This is a genomic window from Campylobacter portucalensis, assembly GCF_009690845.1.
Taxonomy (GTDB): domain Bacteria; phylum Campylobacterota; class Campylobacteria; order Campylobacterales; family Campylobacteraceae; genus Campylobacter_B; species Campylobacter_B portucalensis.
The window spans coordinates 19,456-41,733 of sequence record NZ_VWSJ01000025.1 but is presented as its reverse complement, the minus strand read 5'-3'; the positions used below and the strand labels follow the sequence as shown (position 1 = coordinate 41,733).

The 22,278-nt window shown below is 26.9% G+C and carries 19 protein-coding genes; 12 read left to right on the top strand and 7 right to left on the bottom strand.

The annotated features are described in order from the left end of the window. Positions 1-58: 58 nt before the first annotated feature. Positions 59-469 (top strand): Rha family transcriptional regulator, encoded by a 411-nt coding sequence (locus F1B92_RS06585; RefSeq protein WP_154571073.1) that lies wholly within the window; start codon positions 59-61, stop codon positions 467-469. 932 nt (positions 470-1,401) lie between these two features. On the opposite strand, the gene F1B92_RS06580 is transcribed toward F1B92_RS06585, so the two are convergent. Beyond that, entirely contained in the window at positions 1,402-2,592 is a 1,191-nt protein-coding gene (locus F1B92_RS06580) for an acetate kinase (protein ID WP_154571072.1), read from the bottom strand. Continuing rightward, positions 2,593-4,020: a phosphate acetyltransferase gene (gene pta, locus F1B92_RS06575; RefSeq protein ID WP_154571071.1), complete on the bottom strand. Its 1,428-nt coding sequence runs from the start codon at positions 4,018-4,020 to the stop codon at positions 2,593-2,595. It abuts the gene before it with no gap. Positions 4,021-4,220: 200 nt separating this feature from the next. On the opposite strand from pta, the gene F1B92_RS06570 reads away from it, so the two are divergent. Genes F1B92_RS06570 through lpxD form a run of 3 tightly spaced genes read left to right on the top strand, consistent with a single transcriptional unit; the run spans position 4,221 to position 7,336 of the window. Further along, entirely contained in the window at positions 4,221-5,909 is a 1,689-nt protein-coding gene (locus F1B92_RS06570) for an acetolactate synthase large subunit (protein WP_154571070.1), read from the top strand. Between the two features lie 8 nt (positions 5,910-5,917). Continuing rightward, complete coding sequence (gene ilvN, locus F1B92_RS06565; RefSeq protein WP_154571069.1) at positions 5,918-6,382, top strand: acetolactate synthase small subunit; 465 nt, start codon at positions 5,918-5,920, stop codon at positions 6,380-6,382. Positions 6,383-6,391: 9 nt separating this feature from the next. Continuing rightward, a complete protein-coding gene (lpxD, locus tag F1B92_RS06560; RefSeq protein WP_154571068.1) occupies positions 6,392-7,336 on the top strand; it encodes a UDP-3-O-(3-hydroxymyristoyl)glucosamine N-acyltransferase in 945 nt (314 codons plus the stop codon). A 1,412-nt stretch (positions 7,337-8,748) separates the two neighbouring features. On the opposite strand, the gene F1B92_RS06555 is transcribed toward lpxD, so the two are convergent. The 5 genes from F1B92_RS06555 to ruvA are packed head-to-tail and all read right to left on the bottom strand — an operon-like array spanning position 8,749 to position 13,257. Beyond that, positions 8,749-10,182 (bottom strand): Mur ligase family protein, encoded by a 1,434-nt coding sequence (locus F1B92_RS06555; protein WP_407643638.1) that lies wholly within the window; start codon positions 10,180-10,182, stop codon positions 8,749-8,751. A gap of 16 nt (positions 10,183-10,198) precedes the next feature. Beyond that, a complete protein-coding gene (locus tag F1B92_RS06550; RefSeq protein WP_154571066.1) occupies positions 10,199-11,398 on the bottom strand; it encodes an alpha/beta fold hydrolase in 1,200 nt (399 codons plus the stop codon). Continuing rightward, positions 11,388-11,612, bottom strand: coding sequence for a type II toxin-antitoxin system prevent-host-death family antitoxin (locus F1B92_RS06545; RefSeq protein ID WP_154571065.1), 225 nt, complete (start codon positions 11,610-11,612; stop codon positions 11,388-11,390). Before F1B92_RS06545 ends, F1B92_RS06550 begins: the two co-directional genes overlap by 11 nt. 57 nt (positions 11,613-11,669) lie before the next feature. Further along, the gene (locus tag F1B92_RS06540) at positions 11,670-12,692 is read right to left on the bottom strand and encodes a D-alanine--D-alanine ligase (RefSeq protein ID WP_154571064.1); all 1,023 of its coding nucleotides are present in this window, start codon (positions 12,690-12,692) and stop codon (positions 11,670-11,672) included. A 10-nt stretch (positions 12,693-12,702) separates the two neighbouring features. Next, positions 12,703-13,257 carry a Holliday junction branch migration protein RuvA gene (ruvA, locus tag F1B92_RS06535; protein ID WP_154571063.1) on the bottom strand — a complete coding sequence of 185 codons (555 nt, stop codon included), beginning with the start codon at positions 13,255-13,257 and terminating at the stop codon, positions 12,703-12,705. Between the two features lie 173 nt (positions 13,258-13,430). On the opposite strand from ruvA, the gene murJ reads away from it, so the two are divergent. The 8 genes from murJ (at position 13,431) to F1B92_RS06495 (ending at position 22,273) form a co-directional block, all read left to right on the top strand. After that, positions 13,431-14,864 (top strand): murein biosynthesis integral membrane protein MurJ, encoded by a 1,434-nt coding sequence (murJ, locus tag F1B92_RS06530; protein ID WP_229770963.1) that lies wholly within the window; start codon positions 13,431-13,433, stop codon positions 14,862-14,864. Further along, positions 14,848-16,230 carry a cysteine--tRNA ligase gene (cysS, locus tag F1B92_RS06525; protein WP_154571061.1) on the top strand — a complete coding sequence of 461 codons (1,383 nt, stop codon included), beginning with the start codon at positions 14,848-14,850 and terminating at the stop codon, positions 16,228-16,230. Before murJ ends, cysS begins: the two co-directional genes overlap by 17 nt. Beyond that, positions 16,227-17,945: an ABC transporter ATP-binding protein gene (locus tag F1B92_RS06520; protein WP_154571060.1), complete on the top strand. Its 1,719-nt coding sequence runs from the start codon at positions 16,227-16,229 to the stop codon at positions 17,943-17,945. The genes cysS and F1B92_RS06520 overlap by 4 nt, the downstream gene beginning before the upstream one ends. 156 nt (positions 17,946-18,101) lie before the next feature. Continuing rightward, entirely contained in the window at positions 18,102-19,352 is a 1,251-nt protein-coding gene (locus tag F1B92_RS06515; RefSeq protein ID WP_154571059.1) for a M16 family metallopeptidase, read from the top strand. 2 nt (positions 19,353-19,354) lie between these two features. Continuing rightward, complete coding sequence (gene dapA / locus F1B92_RS06510) at positions 19,355-20,254, top strand: 4-hydroxy-tetrahydrodipicolinate synthase (RefSeq protein ID WP_154571058.1); 900 nt, start codon at positions 19,355-19,357, stop codon at positions 20,252-20,254. Next, positions 20,254-21,030, top strand: coding sequence for an enoyl-ACP reductase (locus F1B92_RS06505; protein ID WP_154571057.1), 777 nt, complete (start codon positions 20,254-20,256; stop codon positions 21,028-21,030). Before dapA ends, F1B92_RS06505 begins: the two co-directional genes overlap by 1 nt. Further along, the gene (pgsA, locus tag F1B92_RS06500) at positions 21,030-21,575 is read left to right on the top strand and encodes a CDP-diacylglycerol--glycerol-3-phosphate 3-phosphatidyltransferase (RefSeq protein WP_154571056.1); all 546 of its coding nucleotides are present in this window, start codon (positions 21,030-21,032) and stop codon (positions 21,573-21,575) included. Before F1B92_RS06505 ends, pgsA begins: the two co-directional genes overlap by 1 nt. Beyond that, a complete protein-coding gene (locus F1B92_RS06495) occupies positions 21,572-22,273 on the top strand; it encodes an aspartate/glutamate racemase family protein (protein WP_154571055.1) in 702 nt (233 codons plus the stop codon). Before pgsA ends, F1B92_RS06495 begins: the two co-directional genes overlap by 4 nt. The last annotated feature ends 5 nt before the right edge of the window (positions 22,274-22,278 follow it).

Genomic DNA, 22,278 nt, shown 5'->3' with positions numbered 1-22,278 from the left:
TAATTTTGGTTTTAGTTTTGCAAGTTGCTTACCTTACATATAAAACAAGGGGGCTAAAATGAGTGCAATAATATCTATAAACGATATAAAAGTAAATTTTGAAATTATCGGCGATGAAATATTCGCCGACACTTTAAAAGTTAGTGAATTTTTTAACAAAAATCACCCCGAAATTTTAAGACTTATAAGAAATTTACCAAACGATGAGTTTAAAGAGTTAAATTTTAAAAAGAGCCTTTATATTGATAAACAAAACAGGACAAAACCAAAATTTAACCTAACAAAAGATGGCTTTAGTTTATTAGTTATGGGCTTTACAGGAGAGAAAGCCTATAAATGGAAAGTTGAGTTTTTAAAAGCGTTTAATAAAATGGAAGTAATATTGAAAGAAAAAGATGAAAAAGGCGACAGTTTTCACTTAAATATTTTCAAATTGGTAAATGCTACTTATATTAATGGAAAAAGATAAAAATAAATAAGACAAAATCACACACAACTATACAAAAAAGCGTTATGTAAGGATATATTGCTACCTCAAAACAATGATTATAAACATAAAATTTCTAAATTTAAATTTTAAAGAAGATATACTTTTATTGAATTTATATATAAAAAATTAAATTAAAAATGCTAATATAAGATATATTGCAAGAGGTTAAATTTAAATACAGATTAGAAAATATATAATTTTATTGGAAAAATAGTTTTGGATAGAATAGTAGATAAAAACTTAAAATTAGAAGACTTTTTAAATAATAGTAAGTTTTGGTATGTTTTTAGCTAAAAGAATGGGATAATAATTTTACTATCAATAGTAGATTGATGATAATTTATAAGTATTTTATAATAGATATGATTTTATTATTAAAGAAATTCTTAATAAATACAACAAAAAGTGATTCGCCAAGCTTAAGATACTTAAAAAAGGAAAATGAAAAAATTAAATATTCAAGCAAGGTATAAAAATAGAATATATTAAAAAATATAAATAGATAACATCCTAGTCAATTTTATTTATAATAAAAAAGTAAAAATAAGCATTGAATCATAAATAAAATTTAAAGAAGAAAAATGATAATAAAACAATCTAAATTTAATATAGAAAAAACTTGATTAAAAAATAGGATAAAAACATAAAAAATGAGTATATGAAAATAACTTGAAAAATTTACTCTATACCTACACATTTTTCTCATTACAAGCAGATAAAATGTCAGTAAAATTTAAAATATTCTTCATTTTTTATATCATCTTAGATGGCTTATTTAAAATTTTTATATAAAGCTATATAATAAAATTTACGCACAAAAATAGACTATATTATTTTCCCAGTCTTTAGGAGATTTAGCTATTTTCAACCATATTTTAAGGTTGAAAATAATATATATAATCTTTTAAAAATTATTTCTTTAAAATTAAATTTTTTACATCAAGTGCTATTGCAAGTTCCTCATCAGTTGGTACAACTAAGGCTTTTATAGGTGAGTTTTCTTTGGTTATAAATCTTATATCGCTACTTTGTTTTTGATTTAACTCTTTGTTTATTAAAACCCCAAGATGAGTTATTTTATTGCAAATATCATCTCTTAACTCAAAATCATTTTCTCCAACACCTGCTGTAAAAATCAAAGCATCAACTCGCCCTAAAACCGCAAAATAAGAACCAATATATTTTATTATCCTATACATATACATACTATAGGCTAGTTTTGCTAATTCATTATCTTGAGTTATCATTTTTCTAACTTCTCTCATATCATTTGTCCCACAAATTCCCAAAAGTCCGCTTTTGTTATTTAAAATTTTATAAATTTCTTTACTTCTTACATCTAAAACTTCAGCTAGATAGGTAATTGCAGCTGGATCTATATCACCGCTTCTTGTACCCATCATAAGTCCTTCAAGTGGAGTTATACCCATAGAAGTATCAATGCTTTTACCATTTTTTATAGCAGTTATGCTAGCACCATTTCCAATGTGCAAGGATATAGCGTTAAATTTATTAATATCTATATTTAAAAATTTAGCCGCTTCTTGGCTAACATATTTATGTGAAGTTCCGTGAAATCCATACTTTCTAACATGATAGTTTTTATATAAATCATAAGGGATTGCATACATATAAGCATAATTTGGCATTGTTTGATGAAACACAGTATCAAAAACAGCTACATTTGGAACATTTGGCGCTTCTTTTATGGCACTTTTAATGCCTTCTAAATGTGCAGGGTTGTGAAGTGGGGCTAGAGGAGATAGATATTTAATGATATCTATAACCTCATCATCTATAATAACTGAGCTTTTAAATTTATCCCCTCCATGAACTATCCTGTGTCCAATTCCATCAAGATCGTTTAAACTATCTAAAATACCATTATCTTTTAACATTTGATTTAAGATATGAGTTCCAGCTTCGTGGTTTATAATCTCTAAATTTTTAGTTACAACTTTGCCACTAAATTTTAAAATAGCTTTTGAGTTTTTATTTCCAATCTCTTCTATAATTCCACTTGCTAAAACGCTTTTATCATCCATATTGTAAAGTTTAAATTTAATTGAACTGCTTCCTGAGTTTAAAACTAAAATTTTCATCTATTCTCCTACTTGAATTGCACTAATTAGTACTGTATTTATAATATCTTCTACCAAACAACCTCTACTTAAGTCATTAACGGGTTTTTTAAGTCCTTGTAAAATTGGTCCTATTGCAACTGCTCCAGATAGCCTTTGAACTGCTTTGTATGCTATATTTCCTGAATTTAGATCTGGAAATATAAAAACATTTGCTTCGCCCGCTACTTTCGAATTTGGCATTTTTTTACTAGCTACTATCTTATCTACTGCTGCATCAAATTGAAGTGGTCCATCAATGATATCTCCAAGTTCATCTTTTGCTAAATTTATAGCTTCTTGAATTTTTTCAACACTATCACCGCTACCGCTATTACCAGTAGAATAACTAAGCATAGCAACCAAAGGATTAAAACCAAAAGCTCTAGCCATCTCCACACTACTTTTTGCAATATTTGCTAAATCTTTCGGATACGGATTAGGGATTATGGCACAATCGGCAAAAATGCAAACTCTATCTTCTAAACACATAAAAAATGCTCCACTTACAGAATTTACATTTGGTTTTGTTTTAATTATTTGAAGAGCAGGACGAACGGTATCGGCAGTTGTCCCAACAGCTCCACTCACAACTCCACTAGCTCTATTTGTAAAAACTAGCATATTTGCAAAATAATTTCTATCTTTTACTATATTTTTTGCCTCTTCTAAACTAACGCCTTTATTTTTTCTTAACTCATAAAAAGTATTAGAAAATTCATCCAAAAGATCAGAATTTAGTGGATTTATAAAGTTAGCTTTTTCTAAATTTAGACCAAGATTTGACGCATTATTTAAAATTTCATCTTTATTGCCAAGAAGTGTTAAATTTACAGCACCGCTTTTTAATAAAATTTCACTGGCTTTTAAAATTCTCTCATCTTCACTTTCTGGTAAAACTATATTTTGAATCTTTTTTGAGGCCATTTTAAAGAGCATATTTTCAAATTTAATTGGAGTAATGATTTTTTTATTGAAAGATTTTAATTTAAGCATTATATCTTGAAAATTTGATAAGTTTTTATTTAGAAATCCAATGCTATTTAAATTTAAAAATTCACACTGTTTTGTAAATAAAATTCCTTCTATATCATTTAAAAAATGCCCTAAAACTGGCGAGTTTAAATCATTTGCTAATTTAAAATTTAATGAGTTTGCCACCACTAAAACAAAACTATTTTTAAAGCTTTCAAACTTATCTATGATGGTTTTTTTAGCTTCTTTTATCATATTTTTTGCAATCATTCCATCAAATTCTTTTTGAGAAAAACACGAATTTTCATCTAGATTTTCTAGCCTAATTGGAGTAAAAATAATTAAATTTTGAAACTCTTTAATCAATGCTTTTTTTAAATTTTCAAATTCACTTAATTTTTTATCGGTTACAAAATACAAACTTTTTGCAGACATTTTAAAATTCCTTTTTGTAAAATAAGCTTATTCTATCATTTAAAAATGAAATTTTAGATAAATTATTTATATTAATTTATTTTTTTATAAATATATTAATTTTTAGTTAAATATCTTTTTAAATTTCATCAATTAACTTATACAAAATTTATCTTTTTAAGATATAATTAGCGAATTTAATATTTTACAAGGTTTTAAATATGGCAAAACTTAATGGTTCGCAAATGCTGATGGAAGCTCTTAGTAAAGAGGGTGTTGATGTTGTGTTTGGCTACCCTGGAGGAGCTGCTTTAAATATTTTTGATGAAATTTATAAACAAAATAATTTTAAATTAATTTTAACTCGACATGAACAGGCTGCAACACATGCGGCAGATGGATATGCAAGAGTTAGCGGAAAAGTTGGTGTTGCTATTGTAACTAGCGGACCAGGTTTTACAAATGCTATAACTGGGCTTGCTACTGCTTATATGGATTCTATACCTATAGTTTTAATAAGTGGGCAAGTTGCAAATTCTCTTATTGGAACAGATGCTTTTCAAGAAATTGATGCTATTGGAATTTCAAGACCATGCGTGAAGCATAATTTTTTAGTAAAAACAATTGAAGAGTTGCCAAGAATTTTAAAAGAGGCTTTTTATATAGCAAGAAGTGGCAGACCAGGACCTGTGCATGTAGATATACCAAAAGACATAAGTGCCGCAATTGGCGAGTTTAAATACTTAGATGAGATTTCTATAAAAACCTACAAACCGACATATAAAGGAAACTCAAAACAGATTAAAAAAGTAGTAAATTTAATAGCAAATTCTAAAAAACCACTATTTTATATAGGCGGCGGTGTAATAAACTCAAATGCCTGTGAAGAGTTAAGAGAATTAGTAAAAATCACACAAATTCCAGCTGTTGAGACTTTAATGGGACTTGGAGCTTTAAGAAGTGATGATGAAAATAATCTTAAAATGCTTGGAATGCATGGTAGTTACGCTGCAAATATGGCTATGAGTGAAACTGATTTAGTTATAGGAATTGGTGCGAGGTTTGATGATAGAGTAACTGGTAAATTAAGCGAATTTGCCAAAAATGCAAAAATTATCCATATAGATGTAGATCCTAGTTCAATTTCAAAAATAGTTACCGCACACTATCCTATCGTTGGTGATGCAAAAAGTATATTAAAAGAGATTATAGTAAGAGCAAAAGATGAAATAAATCCTCAAAATTTTAAAGATTGGCGAGAAAATATAAAAAAATATAATCAAATTTACCCACTCACTTATACAGATAGTGATGAAATTCTAAAGCCTCAATGGGTTATACAAGAGTGTGCAAAAATAGTAAATGATGAAGATGCAGTTATTGTAACTGATGTTGGTCAACATCAAATGTGGGTCGCACAATTTTATCCTTTTCAAAAACCACGCACACTTCTTACAAGTGGCGGACTTGGAACTATGGGTTACGGTCTTCCTGCTGCTATTGGTGCTAAATTTGGAGCAAAAGAAAAAACAGTTATTAATATTAACGGCGATGGTGGATTTTTGATGAATTTACAAGAGCTTCAAACTATAAGCGAATATGGAATTCAAGTTATCAATATAATCATAAATAATAAATTTTTAGGTATGGTAAGGCAGTGGCAAACTCTATTTTATGAAAATAGATTTTCTTCAACAGATATTCAAAATCAACCAGATTTTATAAAACTAGCTGAAAGTTTCGGAGGGGTTGGATTTGTGGTAAATACAAAAAACGAATTTAAAGATGCACTTGAAAAGTCTTTAAAAACAGATAAAGTTTGCATAATAGATGTTAGAGTCGATAGATTTGAAAATGTAATTCCAATGGTTCCAGCTGGTGGAGCTTTATACAATATGATACTAAAATAAGGGTTTTTATGAGAAGAAGAGTGATTTCGGTTATAGTTTTAAATGAGCACGGTGTTTTATCAAGAGTTGCAGGGCTTTTTGCTGGGAGAGGTTATAACATAGATAGTTTAACTGTTGCACCTATTCCAAATAGTGAATTTTCAAGGCTTAGTGTAGTAACAAGTGGGGATGAAAAAATTTTAGAGCAGATTGTTAAACAACTTCACAAAATCATACCTGTATATAAAGTTATAGAGGATGCCAAATTTGTTGAAAAAGAGATGGCTTTGGTTAAAATACCTTTAAATTCTGATTTATCAGGACTTGATGCTGTGCTTAAATCTTGTAATGCAAATGTAGTAAATAGTGATGAAAAAGTTCTTATTATAATGGCTTGCGATGATTTTGATAAGATAGAAAATTTTGTTAAAACTATGAAAAAATACGCCCCAATAGATATAGTAAAAAGCGGATCTGTTGCTCTTGAAATTTAAAGGATAAATATGAAATTAAGTAAAATTTGTGAAATTTTAGATATTAAATTTGATGGTAAAGATTGTGAAATCAACTCTTTAAATTCAATAGAATTTGCTAAAGGGGATGAGCTTAGTTATTGTGATAGTGAAAAAAATGCTAAATTTTTAGAAGCTTGCAAAGCAAAAGCTATTTTGATAACTCCAAATTTAAAAAATTTAGTTTCAAAAGAGTGTATTATATTAGAGTGCAAAAACCCTCATCTTTGTTTTGCAATTTTAAGTAAATTTTTTGCAAAGGATCTGCTTAGAGATAAAAAATCAAATAAAATTAGTGAATTTGCAAAAATTATGCCTGGTGCTTATATAGGCTCTGGTGTTAGTATTGATAATTCCAGTTTAATTATGCCTGGTGCTTATATTGGCGATGATGTGAGTATCGGGCAAAACTGCATAATACATCCAAATGTTGTTATTTATAATGATACAAAAATAGGCGATAATTGCATTATAAATGCAAATTCAGTTATTGGAAGTGATGGATTTGGTTTTGCACATAAAGAAGATGGAACTCACATAAAAATTTATCATAATGGAAATGTTGTTGTAGAAGATGATGTAGAAATTGGAGCTTGCGTTACTATAGATAGGGCTGTTTTTGCAACTACTTTAATCAAAAAAGGCACAAAAATTGATAATTTAGTTCAAATTGGGCATAATTGCGAACTTGGTGAAAATTGCTTAATAGTCTCTCAAACTGGACTTTCTGGATCGACAATTTTAGGAAAAAATGTCATAATGGGCGGTCAAAGTGGCACTGCTGGACATTTAAAAATAGGTGATTTTGCTATGATAGCAGCAAGAGGCGGCGTAAGTAAAAATTTAGAAGGTGGTAAAAAATACGCAGGACATCCACTTTGCGAGTTGAAAGATTGGTTTAAAATACAGGCTAAAATTCATAAAAATTTTAAGTAAATTTTAGCCATAAATTTAATATTTATTTCGAAATTAATATTTATAAAATTTATAGATAAGGTATTATCTATAAATTAAACTAAAATATTATTGTAAAATTTATAAGACGGCAAAATAGCTAAAATTTATGATGTCTTATATAAAATCACAAAATAGGATTTCAATGAAGTTATAAATATAAATAAATTTAGCGACGAAATACAACTTTGTAAAGAGCTTAAAAACGTGAATATTTAAAAATTACTATATTTTTGATAATTTTATTTAAATGAAGTGCAAATGAGATTGAAAGATATGGAAAATGCAATATTTTGATGGCTAAAAAGTTTTATAAAAAAAGAGTTTTAGAGAATATATTAAATAATCATAAAAAGTATAGAAATTTTTTGAGAGAAGAATTAACTGACTTAAATTTAGTGCATTAGAAATAATTATTCTTCAATTTCAAGCATAAATAGATAATTTTTTATAAGCGAAGTAAAATTATGATAATTTTGGATACAATATCAAATTTTATTAAATTAGCTAAATTTATAGGATTATTCTATCTTTATCTATAAAACAAAAAGCTAAATTTAGAATTAAAAACAAAATAACAAATTTAAATATCAAAGCTCTTATGATAAGAATCAACTTATACAAAGCAATTTTATTATCACTAAATTTAATGGTTAAAAGTAAAAAAACAGAAATAATTAATTAAAAAATATTTATAAGAAAAATTTTATGAAATCTTTCTGTTTTGATTTAAAAATCATAAGAATTAATAAAATTTAAAAAAAATAATCTTAAAATGAATACTAAAATAGTACAAAACTTTGCAATAAAAATTTTTATGTAAAAAAGTTATGGTAAAACTTAAAATTTTAATGAAATATTTAATTGTTATAGGGTAACTTTTTTGTTTAAAAGTAAAAATAAGTTTGCAAATAATAAAACCATCAATTGAATTGAAATTTTAGGGATTGCAGAGCTAGAATGAATAAATTTAGAAGAATTAAGATAAAATTTTATTTTGCATTTTAAAATAATAGCTAGGATTTTGTTTTAATAGTCAAAAATAGATAAGTTTTCAGTTTTTCTTTAAATTTTCTATCTAAAAACTTTTAAATAATTATCATTTTTTTAACTGCCCAATAGTCTAAAATTTATCTATTTAGTTAAAATGCAAAAACTTAAATCAAAAGCTAGCAATATCTAAATTTATAATACAAAAATAATAGATAAATTTAATTAGAATACAAAACTAAGGATAATTTATAAATAATGCAAGTTAAATTTAGAATTTAAGTATAAGCAAATTTAGAGCCATTAATTAAAAGGATCTTAGATTGCTTAATCTTAATTAAACAACGCTTACTTTTATAAATACTATCAACTATAAAAATATACAACACAATAAAATTTTCATTTTAAATAAAACTCGGTGCATCGTTTGAAAATAAAATCAAATCCCCCGCTTTAGTTTTTTCTCCTAAAATTTTTGTTAAATATCTTTTATCTTTTAAAATGATAAGCTTATTTTCATCTATGATATTTTTAAAAATTTCAGCATTTAAACTTCCTGTGATAATAATTAAATCAAAAATTTCATTAATTTTTTTAGCTAAAGCTTCATTCATCTCTTTGGTTGCTTCAACAATTCCAGGAGTTATTATAACTTTTTTACCCTCATACTGACTAACTAGCTCATAACTTTTACTCATACCTTCAAAATTTCCATTAAAGCTATCATCGATTATAAATTTACCTTTAGCTTCAATCTTTTGAAGTCTGTGTTCTACGCTTTTTAAATTTGAAACTTTTTTTATAATATTATTAATATCCATTCCAAGATATTTTGCCACATTTATACAAGCAGCTAAATTATAGGCGTTAAATTTACCTAAAATAGGAGCTTTAAACTGATAAATTTCATCATCAAATTTCATCTTAAATTTAATGCCATATAAATTTGCTTTTATATCTATTAAATTTAAATCATAAATTTTAGATTTATCATCTTCTTTTTTATCCGTACTGCTATGGATAAAAGCAGCTTTTAAATTTGGCGAATTTAGGGCTTCAAGCTTAGTTTTTTTAATGTTTTCTATAGTTTTAAAATACTCTATGTGTTGCTCGCCAACTTCACCAACTATAACAATATTTGGCTTTAAAAATTTAGTAATTTCAGCTATATCGCCATTTTTTCTAGCTCCTGCTTCGGCGATATAAATTTGAGTATCTAGACTTAAATTTTCATTTATATCCTTAACTAAACCCATTAAGGTATTTACGCTTCTTGGGGTTTTATAGCATTTAAAATCATCCTTTAAAATTTGGTATAAAAAATTTTTAATGCTTGTTTTTCCGTAACTTGCTGTAATTTCTATAATGGTTAAATTTTGCATTGTGGCTAATTTTTTAGTAGCTGTTTTTATAAAAAATTTTGTTTTATAGTCCTCAAAAATAAAACTTATAGTAAAACTTATAATAATTGGCAAAAATACAGGTAAAAATTCGGTTTTTTTAAATAATAAAATTCCGCAAAAAATAGTTGCCAAACAAGAAATTATGAAAAAAAATTTCACCCTTTGAGTAAAAACCAGTTTTTTATCAAGTTTTTTGTGCCAAAAAAATAAAATTGGAATATTTATTAGATAAAAATATATATAAAATAAATTTTTATTTAAAAAATTTAATCCAAAATATAAAATAATAGGCACCACAAAAAACCATATATGCCAAATCGGCTTTGTAAAATGAAAAATAACTCTTTCTATTTTATATGAAAACCATTGAAAAGAGGTTATGAGATAAAAACAAAGAGATAAAACAAATAAAAAGTAAGTTGTGAGTTTTAAAATTTCCATTATTTTTACCTTATTTAATTTTTTCTAACGCTTTTTTAAATCTTCGTTTGTATATTTTGCTAAATTTTAAATCATCTGGATTTAAAATTTGTGATTTTGTAAATGAGAAATCGCCTTTTTCCATTTTTTTATTACTAATTAAAATATCTTCTTTTATATCTTCTTTTATATCTTCTCTCTCAAATACCTCACCAACTGCTGAAAAATCATCTAAATTCTCATATTTATTTTCAGGTAATTTTATATACTCATCTTGCAAACTCTTAAACTCTTTTAAAATTTTATTACCAGTCTCTAAATCATCCTTTAAACTTGCTTCAAATTTAATCTCTTCTGTTTTTAAAACAACTGGTTTTTGACAGAGTGCCGAATCTATAGAAGATATTACATTTTGTTCAAAATCATTTATGTTTTGTTCTTTTTCAAAAACTTCACTTACTTCATAATTATCATCTAAAATTTCATTATTTAATGCATCTGTTTTTTGAAATTTTAAATACATTTCTTCTATTTTTTGTGCTATAAAATTTGAGTGCAATAAAAAGAAAAAATGATCTCCACTCAATGGAAAAAATTCACTTTTTTTAATAATTTTATGTATAAGTTCTCCACTTTTTAAGCTAACTGCTCTATCTTCTTGACCCCAAAAAATAAGCGATTTACCGTTATAATTAGAAAATTTTTCACGAAAATCTTCATCAACTACATTTTTTAGAGTTTCATACATAACTCTACTCATACCCTCAACATCTTTTGAAGCAAATAATCTATACAACCCCCCAAATCCTAAAATTTTAAAAATTTTAAAAATTTTAATTTTTAATTTTACTAAAAATGGCTTTTTTTCAACTATTCCTGCGGTACTTAAAAGAATTAAATTTTCTGGATTTAGTAAAGTGGCTACTTTTCCGCCAAAGCTATGTCCTAAAATAAAAGATGGTTTATGATTAAAATCTTTTATAAAATTTTCTACTATTTTTGCATAATCTTTTGTTTTAAGTGGCGTAAAAATATCACTTCCGCCAAAGCCCGGTAAATCAATATAAATTTGTTTTAGATGGTTAAATTTATTTTTAAATGCTTTAATCATAAGCTCTTTTTTTGCACCCCAGCCATGAAGTATTAAAATATAATCTTTTTTATCTAAATTTAATATTTCATAACTTATTTTATATGTTCTTGAACTGAATTTTACTTCTTTAATTGCCATCTTTTTGCCTTTTTTGTGCAAGTATATTCAATAAATCAATAGCTTTACTAAGCCTCTCATACTCTTTTGTACTTAATAGCACTGCTTCAAATTTATTATTTTTTACTATAACTACTTTTTTCAATTCTGCACTACTTACTTTATTTAAAATAGAGCTAAAATTTCTAACGACTTCAGTAGCTGTATAAATTTCATCTTTATTAAAACTGCTCATAAATTTACCTCAATACATAAAATTTTACATAAAATTTAACATATTTTTAATTAAATTTTACTTATTTGATGAAATTAGGTGTAAATAATCATAGTTTATTTTAATATTATTTGTATTTGGTAAATTTTTTGCCAATTCATATACTAAATTTTCAAAATCATCAAACAAATAATAAGCCAAACTTCCAGGATTTGCATTAATCTCATTTAAATAAACTTCATTATCAATCACAAAAAAATCACATCTTATTATTGCACCATCAAAACCAAAATTGTAAATTTTTTTAAATTCTTCTTGAATTTTTTGCTCTAATTCTTGTGTAATATCTGCTTTTTTAATCTTAGAATTTCCACTAAAATTTAGATATTTTTGTTCAAAATCTAAAATCTCTTTTTTGTTTGGTTCTTCAATAAAAGAGAATTTAATCTCATCTTTAAGCCTAAAACCAGCTAAATTATACTCTTTAACGCCATCAATAAATGGTTCAACTAAAAGATTTTTAGAATATTCAAAAGAGTTATCTAAAGAGTAAGCAAGTTTTGATTGCTCTTTTACAACACTTATTCCAATACTGCTTCCAAGCTCAGCAGGTTTTAATATCACAGGGAAATTTAAATTTATCTCATCTCCTCTTTTTAAAACTTGATAATCAAGAGTTTTAACTCCAACCATTTTTGCTAAATATTTTGTTAAAATTTTGCTATAGCTAAGCACGCTTGCTTCTATTTTTGCACCTATAAATTTAATATCAAAAAATTCAAATAAAGAAGCTATTTTGCCATCTTCGCCATCGTTTCCATGTATTAAATTTATATAAACATCTACTGGAATTTTTTTACTAAACATACCTTGAATAAAAAATCCACCGTTTTTTATTGTAAGTTTTTTTGATTTTTTATACTCAAAACTGCTAAAATAAGAGGCTTTCATATTATGATTTTCTATCAAATAAAATTCTTTATCTTTATCGCAAAAAACAAAATATAAGTTATTTTTAAAAACGTCTTTTAAAGTTATCGCAGATACAATACTAATTTCATGCTCATAACTCTTTCCACCAAATAAAATACCTAAATTCATAAAATTTTCCTTATGCTAATTTTTTTAAAGCTTCTTTTATTAAATCTTGTGTGTTTTTTGATTTACAATCTAAGAGTACTTTTTGAATTTTATCTTTTTTAAATCCTAGACTTTCTAAGGCTAAAATCGTTTCACTTTTATAGCTTTCAATATTTTGAGAATTTAAAATTTTAGCATCACTTAATTCAGCTACTATTTTTCTAGCAGTTTTTGCTCCTATTCCTGGTACGGATGTCAAAACGCTAATATCGCCATTTATAATAGCTAATGTAAAATCTTGACTGCTTAGAGTTGAACAAACCATCATAGCAGTATTTGCTCCAACTCCGCTTACTTTTAATAAAGTTTCAAACATATCTTGTTCTAATTTATCCATAAATCCATAAAGCAAATTTGCATCATCTCTTAAAATTTGAGTAATTATTAAGCTTATATTTTGTCCTAATTTTAATTTTGAATTACAATTTAGAGATATAATCACTCCATAACTAACTCCGCCATTTGTCTTGATAACAGCTAAATTTGGCATAAGTTTTGTTAAAATTCCCTCAATTTCTACTATCATTTTTGCCCTTAATATAATAAAAATTCATTATTTTTGATGAAATTTGTTTATTGTTTCAAGATAAAATGAATTTTTATTTTAATATTAAACAAATTTAACCCAATAAATTTAAAAATAAGCAAAATTATACTATAATCAACCTTTACTTTAAATTATAATTATGGAAAATGCATTTGACAACAAAAAATAAAGCAAATAAATTTAAACTTTTTAAAGGTTTTTTTACTAATAGCATTGGTATTTTAGTTTCAAGAATCTTAGGGTTTTTAAGAGATATTTTAACTGCATCAAGCTTAGGCGCTGGAGTTTGGAGCGATATATTTTTTATAGCTTTTAAAATGCCAAATTTATTTAGAAGATTATTTGGCGAAGGAGCTTTTACGCAGGCTTTTTTGCCAGGTTTTGTTAATGCTAGGAAAAAAGGGCTTTTTTGTGCAAGTGTGTTAATTAAATTTTTTATTTTTATTATGTTTTTAACGCTTTTAGTAAATTTACTTACTCCACTTTTTACTAAATTTTTAGCAATTGGTTTTAATAAAGAGACTATTGATATGGCAATTCCTTATGTGAGAATAAATTTTTGGTATTTAAGCTTTATATTTTTAGTTACCTTATTTGCTTCGCTTTTGCAGTATAAAGGGCACTTTGCAACAACAGCTTTTTCAACTGCACTTTTAAATATCTCAATGATCATCTCTTTAATCTTAGCTAAAAATAAACCTGATGAAACTGTTGTTTTATATCTAAGTATTGGAGTTGTAATTGGGGGTTTTTTGCAATTTTTAGTTCATTTAATAGCCCTAAAAAAAACTAAGATGCTTAAAATTTTAAAATTTGGATTTATAGGTTTAAAAAAAGGTAGAAAAGCTCAAACTAAAGGCTTTTATAAAAATTTTTTTCACGGAGTGGTTGGCTCAAGTGCAGCACAAATTGGCTCATTTATAGATACTTGGTTTGCAAGCTTTTTAACATTTGGTAGTATAAGTTATTTATATTATGCAAATAGAATTTTCCAACTTCCTTTAGCTTTATTTGCCATAGCTTTATCAACTGCACTTTTTCCAAAAATTGCAAAATCTTTAAATCAAAAAAACGATAAAGTTGCCCTAAATATGCTATCAAAAGCTTTTCATCTTCTTTTTGCACTACTTATTTTTTCTACAATTGGTGGGATTATTTTAAGCAAAGAGATAATTTGGCTTTTATTTGAAAGAGGAGCTTTTACTAGAGCTGATACAATAAATTCAAGCCTTGTTCTAGCTATGTATATGATTGGGCTTTTGCCTTTTGGTTTAGCAAAAATTTTTTCACTGTGGCTATATTCAAAAAATAAGCAAAATATCGCAGCTAAGATAACTATTCAAAGCTTAATTATAAATATCATAAGTTGTGCTATTTTTGTAAAACCTTTTGGAGCTGCGGGACTTGCTTTGGCTAGTTCAATTGGTGGATTTTATCTATTTTTTATGACTTTAAAAGAGTTTGGCTTTAAAAAGTTTTTAGATATAATTAGTTTTAAAAAAATTTTTGTTATATTAATAATTTGTATGATTGAGATAGTTTTACTTTTGATTTTTAAGGAATTTATGAATGATTATTTACGATAGCAGGCTTAAAAAAAAGGTTGAGTTTAAACCTATTGATGATGAGATAGTAAGAATTTATGTTTGTGGTCCAACTGTGTATGATGATGCACATTTAGGACATGCAAAAAGTAGCATTAGTTTTGATCTTTTAAGAAGAGTGCTTTTAAATTTAGGATATAGGGTTAAATTTGTCAAAAATTTTACCGATATTGATGATAAAATTTTAAAGAAAATGGATAAGAGTGGTAAAAGTTTAGAAGAAATTACAAACTTTTATACTAATAGATATTTAGATGATATGAAGGCTTTAAATGTTTTAAGGGCTGATTTAGAACCAAAAGCAACTGAAAATTTGGATGAGATTATAAAATATATTTTAGCACTTCTTCAAAACAATTTTGCTTATAAAATAGAAAATGATGGAATTTACTTTGATACAAGTAAAGATGATGAGTATTTAAGCTTAAGTGGAAAAAGTTTTGATGATGAGAGTTTAGCAAGAATTAAAAGTAGCGAGTTCAAAAAAAATAAGCAAGACTTTGTGCTTTGGAAATTTGATGAAAAATGGTATGAAAGTCCTTTTGGAAAAGGTCGCCCTGGCTGGCACACAGAATGCGTTGCTATGATAAAAGCTCATCTTGACTCAGGCAATGATAAATTTAGCATAGATATTCACGCTGGCGGGGCTGATCTGCTCTTTCCTCATCACGAAAATGAAGCTGCTCAGTGCAGGTGTGCTGAGAATAAAAGCTTAGCAAAATACTGGATGCACAATGGTTTTGTGCAAGTTGATAATGAAAAAATGAGTAAAAGTTTAAATAATAGCTTTTTTATAAAAGATGCTTTAAATTTAGTCCCTGGAGAGGCTTTGAGATTTTATTTGATGAGCACTCATTATAGAGCAAATTTTAATTATAGCATTGATGATTTAAAAGCTTCCAAAAAAAGGCTTGATAAAATTTACCGCCTTAAAGATAGAGTAAATGACACTAAAAAGGGTGAGGTAAATTTAGAATTTAAAGAGCAAATTTTATCTTCTTTAAAAGATGATTTAAACTCATCTTTAGCCTTATCTTATGTGGATAGTTTTGTAAATTTATCAAATGAGTTTTTAGATAAAAATCCAAAAAATAGAGCCAAAAAAGGTGAAATTTTAGCAAATTTAGAATTTATAAAAGATGTTTTTGGAATTTTAGAAGATGAAAGCTACTTTCAGTTTGGCGTAAGTAAAGATGAAAAAGAAGAAATTTTAAATTTAATAGAAAAAAGAAATTTGGCTAAAATTGAGAAAAATTACGCCTTAGCTGATGAGATTAGAGATGTTTTAAACAAAAAAGGAATTTCCATAATGGACACACCAAATGGTACAAAATGGGAGAAAATATGAAAGATTTAAGGCTGATTTTTATAAGATTTAAATCATATTATAGAGATTATATAACAGAATTTTGTTTAAGCATACTTGGTATTATTATGGTAAGTATAGGCACTGCTGGATCGGCATATTTAGTAAAACCTGTGCTTGATAAAATTTTTGTTGAGAAAAATGAAGAGTTGCTTTATGTTTTGCCGTATGCAATAATTTTAATATATTTTATAAAAGGTCTTGGTTCATTTTTACAAGCATATTTTACAGCATATATTGGTCAAGATATAGTTAGGCGATTTAGGGAAAATTTACTCAAAAATATTATAAATTTAGATATGGATTTTTTTACTAAATTTAGAACTGGCGAGTTGATTAGTAGAAATATGAATGATGTAGAGAGAATTCGCTCTATAGTCTCTTCAATCATACCTCAAATGTGTAGAGATTTTTTAATTTGCATCGCTCTTTTAGGGGTTGTAATTTATCAAAGTCCTAAATTAGCATTTTTTGCTTTAATCTTCTTTCCGCTTGCCATATATCCACTATCGCATTTAGCAAAAAAAATGAAAAAAATTTCTCATTCATCTCAAGAAAAAATTTCTGATTTAAGCTCAAATTTAAGTCAAATTTTTACAAATATAGAGCTAATAAAAGCAAGTAATGCACAAAATTTGGAATATTCTAAATTTCAAAACGAAAATAATAAATTTTTTAAGATATCTCTAAAAGGGACAAAAACGGGCGAAATTGTAAGCCCTATGATGGAAATAATTGGTGCTTTTGGTATAGCTATTGTAATAATAACTGGCGGCAAAGAGGTAATTAATGGTGATATGAGTGTTGGTAGTTTTTTTTCATTTTTAACAGCACTTTTTATGTTATACACTCCTATAAAAAGCCTTTCAAACTCATATAATAAAATTCAAGATGCAGTTGTAGCAAGTCAAAGGACGTTTGAATTATTAGATAAAACCCCATCAATCATTGGCGGAGATTTAGAATTTCCTCAAAATATAAAAAATATAACTTTTCAAGATGTATTTTTAAACTATGATGAAAAAGAGGTTTTAAAGGGCATAAATTTTAGCGTTAAAAAAGGCGAAATGTTAGCCCTTGTTGGAAATAGCGGAGGAGGAAAAACATCTATCGTAAATGCTTTGATGAGATTTTATGATATAAAAAGTGGAAATATCTTAATAAACAATAGCGATTTATATGAGTTTAACATAAAAAGTGTTAGAGAAAATTTAGGCTTAGTAAGTCAAAGAGTTTTTATATTTAATGATACAATAGCAAATAATGTATCTTATGGTGATAAATTTGATGAAAATAGAGTTATAAATGCTCTTAAAATGGCTCACGCTTATGAATTTGTAAGTAAATTTAAGGATGGAATTTATACTGTTTTAAATGAATTTGGTTCAAATTTAAGTGGGGGGCAAAGACAAAGAATAGCAATTGCTAGAATGCTTTATAAAAATCCACAAATAATCATTTTAGATGAAGCAACTTCTGCTCTTGATAATGCTAGTGAAAATGCCATTACAGAAGTCTTTGAAGAGTTAAAAAAAGATAAGATAATGATTGTAATTGCTCATAGACTCTCAACAATTAAAAATGCTACCAATATAGCTGTCATAAACAATGGAAAAATAGCAGGTTTTGGAAATGATGAAAAATTAAGTTTAGAGTGTGATGAGTATAAAAAACTAAAAGGAAAATTTGATAGTTAGCTTTTTTTAATATAAATTTGGGTAAAATAGGCAAGGTTTTTAAAGTTAAAGATTGTAATTTAGATATTTTTATAAATATTTATAAAAATATTAATTAATTTAATTAATAAAATAATTGTAAAATACAATAAATATTTAATATAAAAAGGATAAAATTTGTTACCAAAATATAACTATAAAAAATTAGAAAATGGATTAGAGGTTTATCATATACCATTAAATAAGGGTAGTGATGTGATAAGTGTAAATGTATTTTACAGGGTTGGTTCAAGAAATGAAACTATGGGGAAAAGCGGAATTGCTCATATGCTAGAACATCTAAATTTTAAATCAACAAAAAATCACGAAGCTGGAGAATTTGATAAAATAGTAAAAAGTTTTGGAGGTATTAATAATGCTTCAACTGGTTTTGATTACACTCACTATTTTATAAAATGTTCTAACTCAAATTTAGAAAAAAGCTTAGAATTATACGCAGATATTATGGAGAATTTAAATTTAAATGATGAAGAATTTCAGCCTGAAAGAGATGTGGTTTATGAAGAAAGGCTTTGGCGAACAGATAATGATCCATTTGGATATATGTTTTTTAGGATTTTTAATAACGCTTTCATATATCACCCATATCACTGGACACCAATTGGTTTTAAAGATGATATTAAAAACTGGAGTATTGATGATATAAAAGAGTTTCATTCTATCTACTATCAACCAAGAAATGCAGTCTTATTAATTTGTGGCGATATCGATGAAAATTTAACTTTTGAATTATCAAAAAAATACTTTAGCCATATTCAAAATAGACGTGAAATTCCAACCATTCATACTTATGAACCGCCACAAGATGGTGAAAAAAATATAAATATATGCAGAGAAAGCGAGGTTGAAATTTTAGCACTTGCATATAAAATTCCACCATTTAAACACGAAGATAGAGTAAAACTAGAGGCCTCAGCAGAGTATTTAACAAACGGAAAAAGCTCTATTTTGCACCAAATATTGATAGATGAAAAGAAATTAGTAAATGATATTAGTTCTTATAATATATCAAGCATAGATGAAAATTTATTTATTGTATTTGCAATTTGTAATCAAAATGTAAAAGCAAATTTGGTAAAAGATGAAATTTTAAAAATTTTAGATGATTTAAAACAAAATTTAATTTCGGACGATGATTTAGAAAAGATTAAAAATAGCGTTAAAAGTATCTTTACCTACTCTTTTGATAACACAAGCAAGGTTAGCTCGATATTTGGAAATCATATTATGAAAGATGATTTAAAATCACTATATTCATATCAAGAGAGTGTAAATTTACTTAGCAAAGATGATTTAAAATACTGTTTTAATAGATATTTTTCTAACAAAACCCTAACAACAACTATTCTGAAAAAAGACAAAGGATAAATATGGATCAAAATATAATAATAGGTGCTATGACAGCACTAATTACGCCGTTTAAAAATGGCAAAATAGACGAAAAAGGGTATGAAAATTTAATAAAAAGACAGATAAAAAATAAAATAGATGCCGTAGTTCCTGTAGGAACAACTGGTGAGTGTGCGACACTAACTCACGATGAGCATCGAATTTGTATAGAAATAGCAGTTAGTGTGTGTAAAAATACTAGCACAAAAGTTTTAGCAGGTGCTGGAAGTAACTCAACTCACGAAGCTGTAGGTCTGGCTGAATTTGCAAGAGAACACGGTGCTGATGGAATTTTATCGGTTACGCCTTATTATAATAAACCAACACAAAAAGGACTTTATCTACACTATAAAGCCATAGCAAAAGCTGTTAGCGATATACCTGTACTTTTATACAATGTTCCTGGACGTTGTGGTTGTGAGGTAGAAACAGATACCATAATTAAACTTTTTAATGATTGTGAAAATATTTATGGAGTTAAAGAAGCAAGCGGAAATATTGATAAATGTGTGGATTTGCTAGCACATGAGCCAAGACTTATTGTAATGAGTGGAGAAGATGCGATTAATTATCCAATTCTAAGCAATGGCGGAAAAGGCGTTATATCTGTTACATCAAATTTGCTTCCAAATTATACATCAAAACTAACTCATTTGGCCCTAGATAATAAATTTTTAGAAGCAAAAAAGATAAATGATGAGATGTATAATATAAATAAAATTATGTTTTGCGAAAGTAATCCTATCCCTATAAAAGCAGCAATGTTTATAGCAGGATTAATTGAGAGTTTAGAGTATAGATTACCGCTTTGCGAGCCTAGTAAAGAAAATTTAATAAAAATAGAAAAAATAATGAAACAATACGATATAAAAGGATTTTAATGGATTTTTTTAAAGGAAAAACGCTAGTTATTAGTGGCGGAACTCGTGGAATTGGTAGAGCAATCATAGAAAAATTTGCACAAAAAGGCGTAAATATTGCTTTTACTTACAATTCAAATGGCGATTTAGCAAGGGATATAGAAAAAGAACTCTCAGATAAATATGGCATTAAGATAAAATCATATCCTTTAAATATTTTAGAGCCACAAACTTATAAAGAGCTATTTTTGGAAATAGATAAAGATTTTGATAGAGTTGATTTTTTTATCTCAAATGCCATTATTTCTGGGCGTGCAGTTGTGGGTGGATATACTAAATTTATGCGTTTAAAGCCTCGTGGAATAAACAATATCTTTACAGCTACCGTAAATGCTTTTGTAGTTGGAGCTCAAGAAGCAGCAAAAAGAATGCAACTAATTGGTGGTGGTAGTATAATATCTATAAGCTCGACTGGAAATTTAGTATATATAGAAAACTATGCAGGGCACGGTACTTGCAAAGCAGCAGTTGAAGCGATGGTAAGATACGCTGCAACTGAGCTTGGAGAATTTGGTATAAGAGTAAATGCAGTAAGTGGCGGACCCATAGAAACTGATGCACTTAGAGCTTTTACAAATTATGAAGAAGTAAAAGAACAAACTGCAAAATTAAGTCCGCTTGGAAGGATGGGTGAGCCAAAAGATTTGGCTGGTGCGTGTTTATTTTTATGCTCGCCTCATGCAAGTTGGGTTACAGGTCATACCTTTATAATAGATGGAGGAACTACGTTTAAATAATGAATTTACCAAATATTTTAGCTACTTTTAGAATTTTATTGGCATTTATGTTTTTCTTTTTTCTTGTGAATTTTGGTCAAATTTTTACACAAATTCATCAAAGTTGGATTAATTATTTTACAGCTTTAATTTTTGTTATAGCTTGCGTAACTGATTTTTTTGATGGATACATAGCAAGAAAATGGAACCAAATTACAAAATTAGGTGCTATTATTGATCCGCTGGCTGATAAAATGCTAACTATGGCTGGTTTTTTAGGGCTAATGATGTTAGATAGGGCTAATGCGTGGGCTGTTTATTTGATTTTAGTTAGAGAATTTTTTATAACTGGATTTCGTGTAGTTATGGCAAGCGATGGTCTTAATGTCTCTGCAAGTATGATTGGAAAAATAAAAACAACTTTTCAAATGTTAGCCATTGGATTTTTGATTATGGAGTGGATTGGCGGTAGTGTTTTACTTTGGGTTGCTGTTTTTTTAACGCTATATTCAGGATTTGAGTACGTTTATGCTTATGTTAAATTTATTAAGGAGAAAAAAAATTGAAAACAATTGGAATTATTGGCGGTATGAGTTATGAAAGCACAACTATTTACTACAACACAATAAATCAAGTTATAAAAGATAAACTTGGAGGTTTAAATTCTGCTAAAATTTTACTTCAAAGTGTAAATTTTGCTGAAATAGAAAAACTTCAAAAAGAAAACAAATGGCAAGAAAGTGGCGAAATTTTAGGCAGTATCGCTAAGAAATTAGAAAATGCAGGAGCTGATTTTATTATACTTGCTACAAACACGATGCACAAAGTTGCAAATATCATTCAAAATTTTATAAATATTGAATTTTTTCATATTACAGATGCAACAATTAAAGCTTTAAATTTAAAAAATATCAAAAAAATAGGACTTCTTGGCACAAAATACAGCCTAAAAGATGATTTTTTAAAAGATAAATTTAAACAAAATGGTTTTGAAGTTATAATTCCAAACGATGATGATATAAATTTGATAAATGATATTATTTTTAAAGAACTTTGTGTTGGTAAAATTTCTAAAAAATCTTATGAAATTTATATAAAAATTATAGAAAATTTTAAATCAAAAGGGGTACAAGCGATAGTTCTTGGATGCACCGAAATAGGACTTTTGATAAATGAAAAAAACTCGCCACTTCCAGTATTTGATACTGCAATAATACATGCAAAATTTTCAGCATTAAAGTCAATTGGAGAAAAATTTGAGTAAAAGAT

What these genes read in the sequence shown, in the direction of transcription:
- F1B92_RS06570 (WP_154571070.1), top strand. Translation starts at nt 4,221, where the DNA reads ATGGCAAAACTTAATGGTTCGCAAATGCTGATGGAAGCTCTTAGTAAA.
- cysS (WP_154571061.1), top strand. Translation starts at nt 14,848, where the DNA reads ATGATTATTTACGATAGCAGGCTTAAAAAAAAGGTTGAGTTTAAACCT.
- ilvN (WP_154571069.1), top strand. Translation starts at nt 5,918, where the DNA reads ATGAGAAGAAGAGTGATTTCGGTTATAGTTTTAAATGAGCACGGTGTT.
- F1B92_RS06520 (WP_154571060.1), top strand. Translation starts at nt 16,227, where the DNA reads ATGAAAGATTTAAGGCTGATTTTTATAAGATTTAAATCATATTATAGA.
- lpxD (WP_154571068.1), top strand. Translation starts at nt 6,392, where the DNA reads ATGAAATTAAGTAAAATTTGTGAAATTTTAGATATTAAATTTGATGGT.
- F1B92_RS06540 (WP_154571064.1), bottom strand. Translation starts at nt 12,692, where the DNA reads ATGAATTTAGGTATTTTATTTGGTGGAAAGAGTTATGAGCATGAAATT.
- dapA (WP_154571058.1), top strand. Translation starts at nt 19,355, where the DNA reads ATGGATCAAAATATAATAATAGGTGCTATGACAGCACTAATTACGCCG.
- F1B92_RS06505 (WP_154571057.1), top strand. Translation starts at nt 20,254, where the DNA reads ATGGATTTTTTTAAAGGAAAAACGCTAGTTATTAGTGGCGGAACTCGT.
- F1B92_RS06585 (WP_154571073.1), top strand. Translation starts at nt 59, where the DNA reads ATGAGTGCAATAATATCTATAAACGATATAAAAGTAAATTTTGAAATT.
- F1B92_RS06545 (WP_154571065.1), bottom strand. Translation starts at nt 11,612, where the DNA reads ATGAGCAGTTTTAATAAAGATGAAATTTATACAGCTACTGAAGTCGTT.
- F1B92_RS06550 (WP_154571066.1), bottom strand. Translation starts at nt 11,398, where the DNA reads ATGGCAATTAAAGAAGTAAAATTCAGTTCAAGAACATATAAAATAAGT.
- ruvA (WP_154571063.1), bottom strand. Translation starts at nt 13,257, where the DNA reads ATGATAGTAGAAATTGAGGGAATTTTAACAAAACTTATGCCAAATTTA.
- F1B92_RS06580 (WP_154571072.1), bottom strand. Translation starts at nt 2,592, where the DNA reads ATGAAAATTTTAGTTTTAAACTCAGGAAGCAGTTCAATTAAATTTAAA.
- pta (WP_154571071.1), bottom strand. Translation starts at nt 4,020, where the DNA reads ATGTCTGCAAAAAGTTTGTATTTTGTAACCGATAAAAAATTAAGTGAA.
- pgsA (WP_154571056.1), top strand. Translation starts at nt 21,030, where the DNA reads ATGAATTTACCAAATATTTTAGCTACTTTTAGAATTTTATTGGCATTT.